Source organism: Pedobacter sp. WC2501, assembly GCF_052682415.1.
The window spans coordinates 4,709,102-4,721,885 of sequence record NZ_JBQZFI010000001.1; the positions used below are offsets into that span (position 1 = coordinate 4,709,102).

Genomic DNA, 12,784 nt, shown 5'->3' on the forward strand with positions numbered 1-12,784 from the left:
CACAAACATAACATAAACTTAAAAGGCTTGCTAACAAATGTTTAGCAAGCCTTTTCTATATTTACAGCAATCGATAATTAAAATCATTGCGATATGAATACGTCAAGTTTAGAAATCAACGAAAGAGAATACTGCATTAAATTAAGCAAAGATGCTTTTGATTTAACGCTGGTACGCCAATTAATAAAAAGAATCCAGGCCGAAGCTTTGTTCTTCTCAAGAGTACAAACCGAAGAGGATGATATCTTAAGCAAAAGAGCTCAAAGAGAAGAATTTGAAGGATTCGATTATTTAGGAGATAAGTAAAATATGACCGTCACCCTGATCCGATAGTTATCGGATTTATTTCAGGGTCTATCAGATGCTGAAATAAATTCAGCATGACGCGCTGGTTATTAATCCACCTCCAGAGTTCCTTCTACTGAATCATCCATTGTTTTTCCTGTAATTACGGATGCAGCCATTTTCAAAAATGCAACGGCTGTGCCGTGTTTGGTATCCCAGTAGTATCCTTCTGATGGGATTACTTTAATTAAAGTGATATTCGGATCATCCTTTCCGCCCTGAAACCAAGTCTTAATAAACGGACTCCAAAGTTCGTCAATTTTGGCCTGATCCCTGCTGATTTCAGAAATACCATAAATATTTACAAAACCCGAATGGGCACCTGCCTGAAACAGCAAATGTGTAAAGGGATCGGCAGAGATTTCATCATTTTTATGACTGTCTTTCATGCTCATAAACCAGATATTTCCTTCATCATCCACCTGCTGAATAGCCATTGGTCTTACGGATAAAGGGATACCCGTTTTAATATTGGTACAGAAAAAACAACTTTCAGCTTTTTCTGCCAACTCCCTCAGTTTTTCGATAGCTGCTTTGCCACCCAGATCTTTAATGTTATTTTCTTCCTGAGTATTGTTCGTACTTCCTTCTTGTGATGTTGCCATATTTTTAGATTTTATATAAACTACAATGGAAAATAGAATTTGGTTTTGAGTTTTTGCGGAAAGCGGACAGCGAAAGGCGCATAGCGGTTGGCGACGAGTGTTTAGCGCAGTAACGGAGAACAGATTTATTGATATGGTTATGGATTTTTAATGAAAGGCAATATCTTTAATCAATGGATATCAAAAAACCGAAATCTTTTAAGGCTGAGATTAAAATTATAGGCATCAACCCTTTTGTATTCGTACCAGAAGAAGCATTGAACTATATTTTTCATCAATCTGGAAAAAATAAGGGACAGCTTCCTGTTAAAATGAAAATTGATGGTCATGAGTTTAAACAAACGCTGGTTAAATATGCCGGAGATTGGCGTTTGTACCTCAATACGCCCATGCGTAAGGCTGCAAGTAAAGATGTTGGAGATATCGCAACTTTCGAAATTGAATTTGATACGGAAAAACGGACAATTAGTATCAATCCTAAACTGGTAAAGGCCTTAGCAGAAAATAAACAAGCTAAAGATATATTTGATAGCCTAGCCCCTTATTTACAGAAAGAAATTATACGTTATATTGCCAACCTTAAAACGGAAGAATCGGTTGACCGTAATGTAAAAAAAGCTATTCAGTTTCTTTTGGGCAAAGAACGGTTTATCGGTAGAGATGGGATTTAAAGCATTATTCATTATAGTACAAAGGCCAATTATTAACTGTCCTTTGTACTATGGTGTTATTTTATAATAATCCTCGCTTTTTAAGCATTGGTTTAATATCAGGGTTATGTCCCCTGAAATTAAAAAACATTTTGCCAAGATCTTCCGTATTTCCTTTGGACAGAATCATATCCCTAAAACGCTGACCATTTGCCCTGGTTAATCCTCCATTCTCCTGAAACCAAGAAAAGGCATCATTTTCAAGCATAGAAGTCCAGCTGTAAGCGTAATAACCTGCGGCGTAGCCATTACTCCAGATATGCAGAAAATAGCTGGAGCGGTAACGTGGCGGCACATACGATAAATTTAGATTGGTTTTCTTTAAAGCCTCGGCTTCAAATTTATCTACATCCTCCAATGGTGAACCCGGAGAAATTGTATGCCATTGCATATCCAGATCGGCTGCTGCCAAAGCTTCAGTAAAAATATAACCCTGGTTAAACGAACTCGCCTTTTTAATTTTATCCAGCAAAGCCTGCGGCATCTGTGCTCCGGTTTGATAGTGAAGGGCATAATTCTTCAGTATTTTAGGATCAGAAGCCCAATGTTCATTAAACTGGGAAGGAAATTCTACATAATCGCGGGCTACGTTCGCACCCGAAAGACTGGGATATTGCTGATTGGCAAACAGACCATGTAAACCGTGTCCAAATTCATGAAACATGGTGGTAACATCGTCAAAACTAATTAATGCTGGTTTTCCGGCTTCGGGTTTTGCAAAATTGCAGACATTATAAATTACAGGTATTGTGCCGAATAACTTAGATTGTGGAACAAGGTTATCCATCCAGGCACCACCATCTTTGTTATCACGTTTATAGTAATCGCAATAAAACAGGCCTAGCTGTTTTCCATCTTTGTCCATCACATCAAAAACACGAACATCTTCCTGGTAAACAGGTAAATCTTTACGTTCTTTAAAAGTAATTCCGTAAAGTTGTGTTGCAGCATAAAACACACCGTTAATGAGTACTTTATTTAACTCGAAATAAGGTTTAACCTCATTTTCATCAAGATCGAATTTTGCTTTACGAACTTGTTCGGCATAAAAATCCCAATCCCATGGCTCTAACTTAAAGCCACCTTTTTGCTGATCGATTACGGCCTGTATATCTGCCGCTTCACTTTTTGCTTTCGCGGTAGCAGCAGGAATAACTTTGCTAAAAAAATCTTCTACTGCTTCAGGTGTTTTAGCCATCTGATTTTGCAATTTCCAGGCTGCATAATTTTTAAAGCCAAGCAATGCCGCCTGAGCAGAACGGATCTGCGCAATTCTTGAAATTATTTTACGGGTATCATTTGCATCGCCTTTTTCTGCCCTGTTCCATGATTTCTTAAAAAGTTCTTCTCTCTTGGCACGATCGGTCATAGATTGCAATTCGGGTTGTTGCGTAGTATTTTTTAAACCTTTACCTGCTGCCTGTAACTGTGCGGTAAACTTCGCGCCCAAAGTAGCTTCTTCTTTATTCAGCTCTTTAAGCTTGTCTTTGTCAGCGTCAGATAGCTTTGCTCCTGCCAATTCAAATTTTTGGTAATAATACTCCAGTAAGCGCAACGATTCGGCATCTAACTTCAGCTGATCTTTCTTTTTGTAAAGGGTTTCTACCCGATTAAAAAGTTTGGTATTTTAGTAAATGGCATCAGTATTTGCAGTTAATTTGGGAGCTTCCTCTTCTTTAACCTTTTGCAATTCAGGATTGGTATTGGCGCCTGTAAGCAGGTTAAAAACCATGTATGTTCGGCTCAGCAGTTGTCCGCTTTTTTCGATCGCCAAGATGGTATTTTCAAAGCCAGGCGCATCGGTCTGATCAGCAATTTTCTGGATTTCATCCATTTGCTGCTTCATCCCTTCTTCCAATGCCGGTTTAAAATCGCCGTTTTTAATTTTGTCGAAAGCCGGAGCCTGAAAGGCAAGTTCGCTTGCTTTATAAAAAGGATTGGCCGTTGAAAAGCTTTCGCTGCTTTCTCCAGCATTTTTTTTGTTATTGCAGGCACCCAGAATGGCTAAAAAAGCCAGCATGGGTAAATAAGATACTTTTTTCATGAATATTTAAAAGTTAGATTATCCATAAAAATAGTAATTTATATGCTGCAATTTTCAATAAACAAAACTGAGCTGAAACAAAAAAGCCATCTCAATTTTGAAATGGCTCTATATAAGATGTGATCAATACTATCTGTAACGAACTTGCTGCTGTTTGTCCATCATGCCCATCTGATCTTTCATTTGTTTAATCTGATCAGCCAATAATTTATTTTTATCTGCTTTTTTCGCTTCAGCAAGATACATGGTCGCTTCGCGTTTATTACGCTTAGCCATTGCAATACCTGCTAAACTTAATTTTGCTAAAGCAATGTTATGATCCATTTGCATGCCCAGGCTCAAAGCAGCTTTGAAATATTTTTCTGACTTCATCGGTGCTGTTCTGCTTTCAATTAACCCGATCAATAAATTATAATAACCATGTTGAACTTTAATCAACTGTGTTTCATAATTGGTAATCCGATCTAAAAACATTTTTGCTTTAGGCATGTTATCTTTTCTGAGGAACCATTGTGCTAAAAGCATGTTCTCATTAAAGAAATAGGTTACCAGTACAATTATCCCCAATAAAATGGAAACAATACCCCATGGCCAGAAACCGAAAATAAATAAAGCTACTGCGCCACCCAGTAAAGCAAACCCCGCAATTAATCTGATAATATTTGGCATAAATTTATTCTAATTGTTTTTTTTTGCAAATATCGTGTTTAAATGGCAGAAATTAGATTTTAAAACAATAATTTCAGTAAAAATTTAAAAGCTCACAAAAACCGTCCCGTAAATATGAAAATCCTCTTTTCTATAACCCTAATTGTAATCGCAATGAACGTTTCTGCACAGGAAGTTAATAAAAAAATCCATGATCAAGTTCACAATAAAGATATCTTAATTAATGCTTGTACGCGTGAAGGTATTACCACTTTTCCTGAGTTTAAAGAAATGTACGATCCACTTTATGCGGCATATATACCAGATGCCGCAACCATGATCGAATTGAAAAAACTGGTTAAAAATGAAAAGATCAAAATTGTGTTAGGTACCTGGTGTGGCGACAGCAAAGCAAATGTTCCAAACTTTTTTAAAATTTTAGATGCCTTACACTTTAAAGAGAAAAACATAGAAATTATAGCCGCTGACGGTAATAAAAAAGCTGAAAATGGCATTTTAGACGGCCTCGATATTTCGAGGGTACCCACATTTATAGTTTTTGACAAAAAAGGTAAAGAATTGGGCAGGATTACTGAAGGCCCTAAAACAAGCCTTGAGGGGGATTTATTGGCGATATACAAGAAAAAATCTTAAACTTTTTGAGAGTTTTTTGGTTCAAGGTTCATAGTCTAATGGTTCATAGTTTCATGGTTGATTGGCTAAGTCGTCATTCATAGTGGATAACCTATTGGCTTATACTTAACCACTCTGACCATTGACCATGATCTATAAAACCATCGACCAAAAATTTATTTACAAGACATTACTCCGCTTACATCATACATTTAAATACATCTTACATCAATATTATGTCTGTAGCATTAGAACCAGGTTGGTTAGCCGTTTTAGAGGAAGAATTTGAAAAAGACTACATGAAAAACCTGAAGTCTTTTTTACAGGAAGAAAAAAACAATGGTGCAACGGTTTATCCTAAAGGCGCTGATATTTTCAATGCATTAAATACAACGCCATTTGATCAGGTAAAAGTTGTCATTTTGGGTCAGGATCCTTATCACGGCATTGGCCAGGCACACGGCCTTTCTTTTTCCGTACAGCGCGGTGTAGCGGTTCCCCCCTCGTTAAAGAATATATACAAAGAGCTGGAAACCGATATTGAAGGTTTTAAAACACCAAATCATGGCCACTTAACCCATTGGGCAGAACAGGGTGTGTTGTTGCTAAATGCGACATTAACAGTTCGTGCTTCGGAGGCTGGTTCACACCAAAACCGGGGATGGGAAATTTTTACAGATGAAATTATTAAGGCTTTATCTCAAAAACGCGAGCATATTGTTTTTTTGTTGTGGGGTAAATACGCTCAGCAAAAAGCATCATTAATAGATCAAAAGAAACATTATGTACTTACAGCTGCTCACCCATCGCCATTTTCTGCCTACAATGGTTTCTTTGGATCGAAACATTTTTCGAAAGCAAATCAGCTTCTGGTTCAGAATAATTTAACACCAATCGACTGGAACTTACCAGCCTAATGAACACCTATTTTATCAGCGGTTTAGGTGCCGATAAAAGGATTTTTTCTAAGCTTAAGCTGAATGAAAAAATCAATATCATTCATATAGAGTGGATCAATCCGGTTAAACATGAATTACTGTCCGCTTATGCAGAAAGGTTGAGCAAAGTTATCGACAAATCTCAACCTTTTGCTTTGGTTGGCGTTTCTTTTGGAGGGATGATTGCAGTAGAAATAGCAAAGGTTTTAAAACCTGCAACAACGATTATCATTTCCAGCACCATGTTGAGTACTCAGCTGCCAGCATTATATCGCTTCGCAGGGAAGTTAGGTTTATTGAATTTTATTCCAGCAAGGCTTTTAAAATCATCAAACCAACTCACACAGAATTACTATTTCGGCACACGATCTAGTAGCGAGAAAACATTACTGAGCAAAATTATTAAGGATACTGATCCCTATTTTTTGAAATGGGCTATTAGAAGTATATTAAGCTGGGAGAATAAGATTAAACCAGCAAGGATTTTTCACATCCATGGCACGAATGATAAAATCCTCTATTCTAAAACTGCAAAACCCGATTTTGTAATCGAAAATGGAACCCACTTCATGGTTTATCAAAATGCTAAGGAAATTTCGGGAATTATTGATAAATTGCTTTTATAATTCGATCAACAGATTCAATCAACGAATTGTTTAAATCATCCCAAAAAACATTATTAACTAATTAATGGATTTTATGATGAACAAAACTTTTTTTGACCAGTTGGAATACAAGGTTACAGGTGCTTGTATTGAAGTAAACAAAATTCTAGGTCCTGGCCTCCTTGAAAGCGTGTATAAAAAGTGCTTAATGTGGGAATTACAATTGCAGGATATAAATTTTACTGCTGAACATCCAATTATACTTTCTTACAAAGATGTTTTATTAGATACAACACTTAAAGTAGATTTGGTAATTGAAAACTGTTTAGTATTACAATTAAAAGCAGTTGAAAGTATATTGCCTATTCATGAGGCGCAGATTTTAACGTATATGAAATTGCTTAAAATACCTAAAGGCTTGTTGATTAACTTCAATTCAACCAATATAGTTCATAATGGAAAAAAGAGTTTCGTAAACGAATTTATGTATGGCATTAACAATGAGTATGAAAGCCCAACTTAGATGTTCTCAGGTAGCTTAGGTGGTAAAAAATTAGATGAACCACCTAAGTCACCTGAGTACACCTTAGCTTTTTAGCAACTATAATGTTTGCTATTAATACTCCAAAGGTACAATAGGTTCTTTCTTTGTAGTAGACATGATCATCATCGTCTGGAATGTTTTCACTACAGAAATCTTACTGATTTTATCCATAATTAAACGTTCGTACGCTTTAATATCTTTCACATAAACCTTTAATAAAAAGTCCGCCTGACCGGTAACGTGGTGACATTCGGTAATTTCTTTGATTTGATTTACTTCATCCAAAAAGATCTGGATGGTGTTATTTTTATGAAAATCGAGCTGAATCTGGATAAAGGTTTTAATACCTAAACCCAGTTTTTCTTCATCCACCAGGGCATGATAACTTTTAATATATCCTGCCATTTCGAGCTTACGTACACGCTCCAAAGTTGGTGCAGGTGATAGACCAATTTCTTGTGATAAAAGTAAATTGGTAATTCTTCCATTCTCTTGAAGAATTCTTAAAATTTTAAAGTCAATTTTATCTAATTCAGATGCCATATGGTGTTAAAGGTATTTCAGAATACAAACATAACCAAATTATATTCTAAATTTTAACATAATTTATCATATATATTTTAAATAATAATTTTTAGATTTACCTAAAAATAAAATTAGATAAACATAAATGCAGAGTTATACCGAAGAGAACTATCTAAAGACTATTTATCATCTGGCGGAGAAAACAATAAACGTTCAAACCAATGCTATTGCTGAGCAAATGCAAACTAAGCCAGCATCGGTTACTGATATGATTAAGAAATTAGCCGATAAGGGACTGATTGATTACATTAAATACCAAGGGGTTACCTTAACCGAAACAGGGAAAAATACAGCGATAAATATTGTACGTAAACATAGATTATGGGAAGTTTTTTTGGTTGACAAATTAAACTTCAAGTGGGATGAGGTACATGATGTTGCCGAAGAGTTGGAACATATTAAATCGGTTGAGCTGATTGAAAGACTAGATGAGTTTTTAGGTTTTCCGAAAGCAGACCCACATGGTGACCCCATTCCGGATAAAAACGGAAGATTTGCCAAAACCCAGTTTATTAAACTGATCGAATTAAAAGTAGGAGATTCGGGTACCATTACCGGCGTGAGTCAGCACAGTTCTGCTTTTTTAAAGCATTTAGAAAAATTAGGGCTTACCCTTGGCAAACAAATCCAGGTTAGTGATGTTACCGATTTCGATGGTTCAGTTGAGATCCAGTTATCCGGTAAACAAGTTAATATTAGTAGAGAAGTTGCAAAACATATTTTAATCAGCAGTAATGGCAAAAACTGAATCACTAAGTGAAGTACATCAAAGCGTAAATACAGATAAAAGAAAAGGCTGGAAAAGAATTTTAGCTTTTATTGGCCCTGCCTATTTAATAAGTGTGGGCTACATGGATCCGGGTAACTGGGCAACAGATTTAGCAGGTGGCAGTAAATTTGGTTACCAATTAATTTGGGTTTTACTGATGTCGAACCTCATTGCATTGCTTTTGCAATCGCTAAGTGCCCGCCTGGGTATTGTAAGGGGGTTGGATTTAGCCCAGGCTTCAAAACAGGCTTACCCCCGCTGGGCGAATATTCCATTATTTGGATTGGCACAAACCGCTATCATTGCCTGCGATCTGGCAGAAATTATCGGGATGGCCATTGGTTTACAGTTACTTTTTGGCCTGCCATTAATCTGGGGCATTTCAATTACCATTTTCGATACCATCTTATTGCTTTTTTTATTAAATAAAGGCATGAGGGCCATGGAAGGTTTTATCGTTTCGATGGTTTTTATCGTGGGGATTTCCTTTTTGGTTGAAATGTTTATTGTAGAACCTTCACTTAAAGAAATTGCGAAAGGTTTTGAGCCTTCTATCTTAAATGGCGATGCACTTTATATCGCCATCGGGATTATTGGCGCAACGGTAATGCCGCACAATCTTTACCTTCATTCTTCTTTGGTACAGACCAGAAAAATTGAACGGAGCAATAAAGGGATTAAAGAAGCTTTAAAATTTAACCTAATTGATACTACGGTAGCACTAAACCTGGCCTTTTTTGTTAATGCCGCTATATTGATTCTTGCTGCTGCAGCTTTCTATAAAAATGGCTTACACGAAGTAGCCGAAATTCAGGATGCGCATAAACTCCTTTCGAATATTTTTGGCAATGTAGCGCCAACTCTATTTGCCATCGCGTTAATTGCAGCCGGACAAAGCTCTACCGTTACCGGAACTTTAGCCGGACAAATTATTATGGAAGGGCACATCAATTTAAGGATCCAACCTTGGCTACGACGTTTGATTACGCGTCTGCTGGCAATTATCCCTGCATTTTTCACCATCCTGCATTATGGCGACGATGCCCTTGGTGGCTTATTGGTGTTAAGTCAGGTGGTGTTAAGTTTGCAGTTGGGTTTTGCCATTATTCCTTTGATCCATTTTACATCAGACAAAAAACTGATGAAAGATTTCGCAATCAAACCTTGGGTAAAAGTTTTGGCTTGGGCAAGCGCTATTGCCATTATTGCACTCAATGTAAAACTGGTTGTTGAAGAAATAAGCGGTTGGGCAAAAGAAGCCAATAACTGGTGGATCTATGTGATTGTAATACCGGCATTAATCCTCATCGTACTACTCCTACTCTATGTTTTCTTCCACCCACTACTGGAAAAGAAAAAAGATGCATCCAAACAAATTGTACCGCATGGAGATGCTTTGGATATTGGGAAAATCGAAAAAATCACTTATACAAAAATTGGTATTGCAGTAGACTTCTCTAAAAACGACAGAAACACGATCAGGCATGCTTTAATTCAAGGTGGCAAAGATGCGCACTATTACCTGATCCATGTTGTAGAAACTGCTGCTGCCCGCTATCTTGGTAAGGAAGTAATGGACCATGAAACGCAGAGCGATGCTGCGAACCTGGAGAGGTACAGAGCTAATCTCGAAGACCTTGGATATGATTCTACGCCTTTCATTGGTTTTGGGAACACCGGTAAAGCCATAGCCGATATTAGTAACCGGAACGAAATGGAACTTTTGGTAATGGGTGCACACGGACATAAAGGTTTAAAAGACCTTATTTTCGGCACCACTGTAGATTCGGTGAGGCATAAGGTGAATATTCCCGTACTGATTATCAGGTAAGTCTATTTAGCTACCTACCTAGCTTACGCCTTACCCAGAGCTAAATTATGATTAACCACAGATAAAAAGGATGAACACAGATATATGAGAATCTGTGTTTATCTATGGTAAAAAAATAGTTATTATTTATTCACCACCGTCATCATTTTGTTGATGCCGCCATCGCCTGATTGATACATTAATAATTTACCTGCAGGTGAATATAAGTACATGGCAGGGTACTTTTTTGGTAAAAATGTCGGAATAAATATTCGTTTTTTATCCTGTAGTACCAGCACGTTAGGTTTTGCATTTAAACCTTTGGCATAAGAATCGAAAAACTTTGGAATGATATAACCTTCATCCATGGTAATCATATAAATATTTACATTCTTAAACTTAGCATAATTTGTATTCAACATTTTGCTTTCACGCTGGCAATGCTCGCAGGTACAATCGAATAATATAAAAAGGTTCTTTTTGCCTTGTTTAATATCGGTATTAGAAAAAGCTTTTCCATCCAGGCGGTAAAAAGTAAATTGGGGCAACAAAGTTGGCTGCTGTGCTTTTACCTGGAAAGTAATGGCTAATAATAAGATTAAAAGTAGGTTTCTGAATTTCATTTTAGATATTTTATGGCCAAACTTAACAGAATAAATACGAACATAATAATATATCATTAGCTTTTACAAACTGATGAACATTTTTTATCCAAGAGAAGTCAAGTTTAAATATTCACATTGCCATGAAACTTGACTTCTCTCCAATCCAAGTATTATAATTGGAAAATGAAAGCCAGTTTTTCATGGGTACCCGTTGTCCCGCCATCCGCTTTATTCCGATGAAGGATCGGAATGTTCGCTCCTGTCGGGTTTAGGAACAAGGGGTTTGTGAGTAGCCAATTGGTTTGTTTCCTTGCAACAGCCTCTGTTAAATAAACCCGATTGACGCGGAAACCAAAAGCTTTTTCTGCTTTTGTTGCAGCAAAAAGCGGGACTGAGGCTGCCAAAGGAACTGTCCGTACATTTCCCAAATATCAAAGAAGTCAAGTTTTAAAGCGATTTGGCTATTCAAACTTGACTTCTTTAATTCATACAATTGAAATTAAAACTAAATTATCACATCATTTTTTAGGATATTTGCAACCCGGCATGTATATTTTATATTACTGCTGAACATTAAAATAACAAATACCTTATTAAAATTTTGAAAAACGACATCAACATAAAAAATAAAAGAGCATATTTCGACTACAATCTCTTAGATAAATACATAGCCGGTATTGTCCTTTTAGGAACTGAAATAAAAGCGATCAGACAAGGTAAAGCCAACATGACGGATGCATTTTGCATGTTTATTGGCGGCAATCTTTTCGTGCGCAACCTTCATATTTCTGAATATAGTCACAGTTCTTTTTATCACCACGATATAAAACGCGACCGTGCATTATTATTACAGAAAAAAGAAATCAGAAAATTAAAGCTTAAAGGCGAAGAAAAAGGTTATACCATTGTTCCTTTACGCATTTTTATCAATGAAAGAGGTTTCGCTAAAATGGAGATTGCGTTGGCTCAAGGTAAAAAAGAATTCGATAAACGCGATAGCATTAAGGATAGAGATACCAAGCGGGAGTTGGATAGAGCGATGAAACGGTAGTTTAGTCTTCAGTCTGAAGTCTTTAGTCCTGAGTCCAAATTGACTTAAGACTGAGGACTCTGGACTAAAAGACTACCACGCCTGGTCGCCAACTAAGGGCACAAACCTAAAGGTATCTAACACAATTTTTTCGTAGTCGGTTTCGCTTACGCGGATAACAGTAACCATTTTCTGCGTTTTCTCATCTCCTACCGGGATAACCAGAATGCCACCAATTTTTAGCTGTTTTAATAAGATCTCCGGAACCAGGGGAGCACCAGCGGTAACGATTATTTTGTCGTATGGTGCGTGCGCAGCAATTCCTTTAGAGCCATCGCCACAATAAAAAGTAGGTCTGTAACCCATTCCAGGTAAAATCTGAATCGTTCTGTTGTAAATATTCTCTTGTCTTTCTATCGTAAAAACGGTAGCACCCAGCTCCATTAAAATACAGGTTTGATAGCCCGATCCCGTCCCGATCTCAAGTACTTTATCTCCTTTTTTAATGTGCAGCAATTCACTTTGGTAAGCAACCGTGTAAGGTTGAGATATGGTTTGCCCATCCCCTATTGGGAAAGCAATATCTTTGTAAGATTGATTCCAAAAAGTTTCGTCAAAAAAGAAGTGCCGTGGAACTTTACCTATGGCTTTTAACACATTTTCATCTTCAATTCCGCGAGATTTTAGCAACTCAACCAGTTTTTTTCTCGCTCCTCGTTCCCGGTAATTATCAACAAATTTATACGCCATGAGCCTCAAAATTAGCTTTTTTTAACGGTGATACAAGGGGTAAAATGAGAGAATGATTTAATTAGTGAATGATTACCTGAATTAGAGAAAGATACATTATCCACATTAAAGAATGATTGAATGAATGAATTCTGAATTGGAGAATGTTATAATGGACAAACCA

The 12,784-nt window shown here is 36.9% G+C and carries 16 protein-coding genes; 9 read left to right on the top strand and 7 right to left on the bottom strand.

What is annotated here, in order from left to right; all coding sequences use genetic code 11:
* Nucleotides 1-93: 93 nt before the first annotated feature.
* The gene (locus tag ACUN24_RS19815; RefSeq protein WP_445564070.1) at nucleotides 94-306 is read left to right on the top strand and encodes a hypothetical protein; all 213 of its coding nucleotides are present in this window, start codon (nucleotides 94-96) and stop codon (nucleotides 304-306) included.
* Between the two features lie 89 nt (nucleotides 307-395).
* Here ACUN24_RS19815 and ACUN24_RS19820 read toward each other — a convergent pair whose 3' ends face one another.
* Nucleotides 396-950: a pyridoxamine 5'-phosphate oxidase family protein gene (locus ACUN24_RS19820; RefSeq protein WP_121284719.1), complete on the bottom strand. Its 555-nt coding sequence runs from the start codon at nucleotides 948-950 to the stop codon at nucleotides 396-398.
* A 173-nt stretch (nucleotides 951-1,123) separates the two neighbouring features.
* Between ACUN24_RS19820 and ACUN24_RS19825 the strand changes: the two genes are divergently transcribed.
* Nucleotides 1,124-1,621: a YdeI/OmpD-associated family protein gene (locus ACUN24_RS19825; RefSeq protein WP_445564071.1), complete on the top strand. Its 498-nt coding sequence runs from the start codon at nucleotides 1,124-1,126 to the stop codon at nucleotides 1,619-1,621.
* 61 nt (nucleotides 1,622-1,682) lie between these two features.
* Here ACUN24_RS19825 and ACUN24_RS19830 read toward each other — a convergent pair whose 3' ends face one another.
* The 3 genes from ACUN24_RS19830 to ACUN24_RS19840 form a co-directional block, all read right to left on the bottom strand.
* Complete coding sequence (locus ACUN24_RS19830; RefSeq protein WP_445564072.1) at nucleotides 1,683-3,179, bottom strand: M3 family metallopeptidase; 1,497 nt, start codon at nucleotides 3,177-3,179, stop codon at nucleotides 1,683-1,685.
* Between the two features lie 108 nt (nucleotides 3,180-3,287).
* A complete protein-coding gene (locus tag ACUN24_RS19835) occupies nucleotides 3,288-3,704 on the bottom strand; it encodes a hypothetical protein (RefSeq protein WP_445564073.1) in 417 nt (138 codons plus the stop codon).
* Nucleotides 3,705-3,833: 129 nt separating this feature from the next.
* On the bottom strand, nucleotides 3,834-4,373 hold the full coding sequence (locus ACUN24_RS19840; protein ID WP_121284716.1) for a DUF2892 domain-containing protein: 540 nt from the start codon (nucleotides 4,371-4,373) through the stop codon (nucleotides 3,834-3,836).
* Nucleotides 4,374-4,487: 114 nt separating this feature from the next.
* On the opposite strand from ACUN24_RS19840, the gene ACUN24_RS19845 reads away from it, so the two are divergent.
* The 4 genes from ACUN24_RS19845 to ACUN24_RS19860 all read left to right on the top strand — a co-directional run bounded on the left by ACUN24_RS19845 (nucleotide 4,488) and on the right by ACUN24_RS19860 (nucleotide 7,051).
* Entirely contained in the window at nucleotides 4,488-5,006 is a 519-nt protein-coding gene (locus ACUN24_RS19845) for a thioredoxin family protein (protein ID WP_445564074.1), read from the top strand.
* 215 nt (nucleotides 5,007-5,221) lie between these two features.
* Nucleotides 5,222-5,902: a uracil-DNA glycosylase gene (gene ung / locus ACUN24_RS19850; protein WP_445564075.1), complete on the top strand. Its 681-nt coding sequence runs from the start codon at nucleotides 5,222-5,224 to the stop codon at nucleotides 5,900-5,902.
* Entirely contained in the window at nucleotides 5,902-6,549 is a 648-nt protein-coding gene (locus ACUN24_RS19855; protein ID WP_445564076.1) for an alpha/beta fold hydrolase, read from the top strand. Before ung ends, ACUN24_RS19855 begins: the two co-directional genes overlap by 1 nt.
* Nucleotides 6,550-6,622: 73 nt before the next feature.
* On the top strand, nucleotides 6,623-7,051 hold the full coding sequence (locus ACUN24_RS19860) for a GxxExxY protein (protein ID WP_445564077.1): 429 nt from the start codon (nucleotides 6,623-6,625) through the stop codon (nucleotides 7,049-7,051).
* A gap of 93 nt (nucleotides 7,052-7,144) precedes the next feature.
* Here the strand turns inward: ACUN24_RS19860 and ACUN24_RS19865 are convergent, their stop codons facing one another.
* Nucleotides 7,145-7,615 carry an Lrp/AsnC family transcriptional regulator gene (locus ACUN24_RS19865; protein ID WP_025142637.1) on the bottom strand — a complete coding sequence of 157 codons (471 nt, stop codon included), beginning with the start codon at nucleotides 7,613-7,615 and terminating at the stop codon, nucleotides 7,145-7,147.
* Nucleotides 7,616-7,742: 127 nt separating this feature from the next.
* Here ACUN24_RS19865 and ACUN24_RS19870 point away from each other — a divergent pair, with 127 nt between their 5' ends.
* Both ACUN24_RS19870 and ACUN24_RS19875 read left to right on the top strand, forming a co-directional pair.
* Nucleotides 7,743-8,405: a metal-dependent transcriptional regulator gene (locus ACUN24_RS19870; protein WP_445564078.1), complete on the top strand. Its 663-nt coding sequence runs from the start codon at nucleotides 7,743-7,745 to the stop codon at nucleotides 8,403-8,405.
* Complete coding sequence (locus ACUN24_RS19875) at nucleotides 8,392-10,257, top strand: Nramp family divalent metal transporter (protein ID WP_445564079.1); 1,866 nt, start codon at nucleotides 8,392-8,394, stop codon at nucleotides 10,255-10,257. Before ACUN24_RS19870 ends, ACUN24_RS19875 begins: the two co-directional genes overlap by 14 nt.
* Nucleotides 10,258-10,379: 122 nt before the next feature.
* Here ACUN24_RS19875 and ACUN24_RS19880 read toward each other — a convergent pair whose 3' ends face one another.
* Complete coding sequence (locus ACUN24_RS19880) at nucleotides 10,380-10,859, bottom strand: TlpA family protein disulfide reductase (protein WP_445564080.1); 480 nt, start codon at nucleotides 10,857-10,859, stop codon at nucleotides 10,380-10,382.
* Nucleotides 10,860-11,442: 583 nt separating this feature from the next.
* On the opposite strand from ACUN24_RS19880, the gene smpB reads away from it, so the two are divergent.
* Nucleotides 11,443-11,892, top strand: coding sequence for an SsrA-binding protein (gene smpB / locus ACUN24_RS19885; protein WP_445564081.1), 450 nt, complete (start codon nucleotides 11,443-11,445; stop codon nucleotides 11,890-11,892).
* 72 nt (nucleotides 11,893-11,964) lie between these two features.
* Here smpB and ACUN24_RS19890 read toward each other — a convergent pair whose 3' ends face one another.
* Nucleotides 11,965-12,621 carry a protein-L-isoaspartate(D-aspartate) O-methyltransferase gene (locus tag ACUN24_RS19890; protein WP_121284707.1) on the bottom strand — a complete coding sequence of 219 codons (657 nt, stop codon included), beginning with the start codon at nucleotides 12,619-12,621 and terminating at the stop codon, nucleotides 11,965-11,967.
* Nucleotides 12,622-12,784 lie beyond the last annotated feature (163 nt).

What these genes read in the sequence shown, in the direction of transcription:
- ACUN24_RS19815 (WP_445564070.1), top strand. Translation starts at nt 94, where the DNA reads ATGAATACGTCAAGTTTAGAAATCAACGAAAGAGAATACTGCATTAAA.
- ACUN24_RS19820 (WP_121284719.1), bottom strand. Translation starts at nt 950, where the DNA reads ATGGCAACATCACAAGAAGGAAGTACGAACAATACTCAGGAAGAAAAT.
- ACUN24_RS19825 (WP_445564071.1), top strand. Translation starts at nt 1,124, where the DNA reads ATGGATATCAAAAAACCGAAATCTTTTAAGGCTGAGATTAAAATTATA.
- ACUN24_RS19835 (WP_445564073.1), bottom strand. Translation starts at nt 3,704, where the DNA reads ATGAAAAAAGTATCTTATTTACCCATGCTGGCTTTTTTAGCCATTCTG.
- ACUN24_RS19840 (WP_121284716.1), bottom strand. Translation starts at nt 4,373, where the DNA reads ATGCCAAATATTATCAGATTAATTGCGGGGTTTGCTTTACTGGGTGGC.
- ACUN24_RS19845 (WP_445564074.1), top strand. Translation starts at nt 4,488, where the DNA reads ATGAAAATCCTCTTTTCTATAACCCTAATTGTAATCGCAATGAACGTT.
- ung (WP_445564075.1), top strand. Translation starts at nt 5,222, where the DNA reads ATGTCTGTAGCATTAGAACCAGGTTGGTTAGCCGTTTTAGAGGAAGAA.
- ACUN24_RS19855 (WP_445564076.1), top strand. Translation starts at nt 5,902, where the DNA reads ATGAACACCTATTTTATCAGCGGTTTAGGTGCCGATAAAAGGATTTTT.
- ACUN24_RS19860 (WP_445564077.1), top strand. Translation starts at nt 6,623, where the DNA reads ATGATGAACAAAACTTTTTTTGACCAGTTGGAATACAAGGTTACAGGT.
- ACUN24_RS19865 (WP_025142637.1), bottom strand. Translation starts at nt 7,615, where the DNA reads ATGGCATCTGAATTAGATAAAATTGACTTTAAAATTTTAAGAATTCTT.
- ACUN24_RS19870 (WP_445564078.1), top strand. Translation starts at nt 7,743, where the DNA reads ATGCAGAGTTATACCGAAGAGAACTATCTAAAGACTATTTATCATCTG.
- ACUN24_RS19875 (WP_445564079.1), top strand. Translation starts at nt 8,392, where the DNA reads ATGGCAAAAACTGAATCACTAAGTGAAGTACATCAAAGCGTAAATACA.
- ACUN24_RS19880 (WP_445564080.1), bottom strand. Translation starts at nt 10,859, where the DNA reads ATGAAATTCAGAAACCTACTTTTAATCTTATTATTAGCCATTACTTTC.
- ACUN24_RS19890 (WP_121284707.1), bottom strand. Translation starts at nt 12,621, where the DNA reads ATGGCGTATAAATTTGTTGATAATTACCGGGAACGAGGAGCGAGAAAA.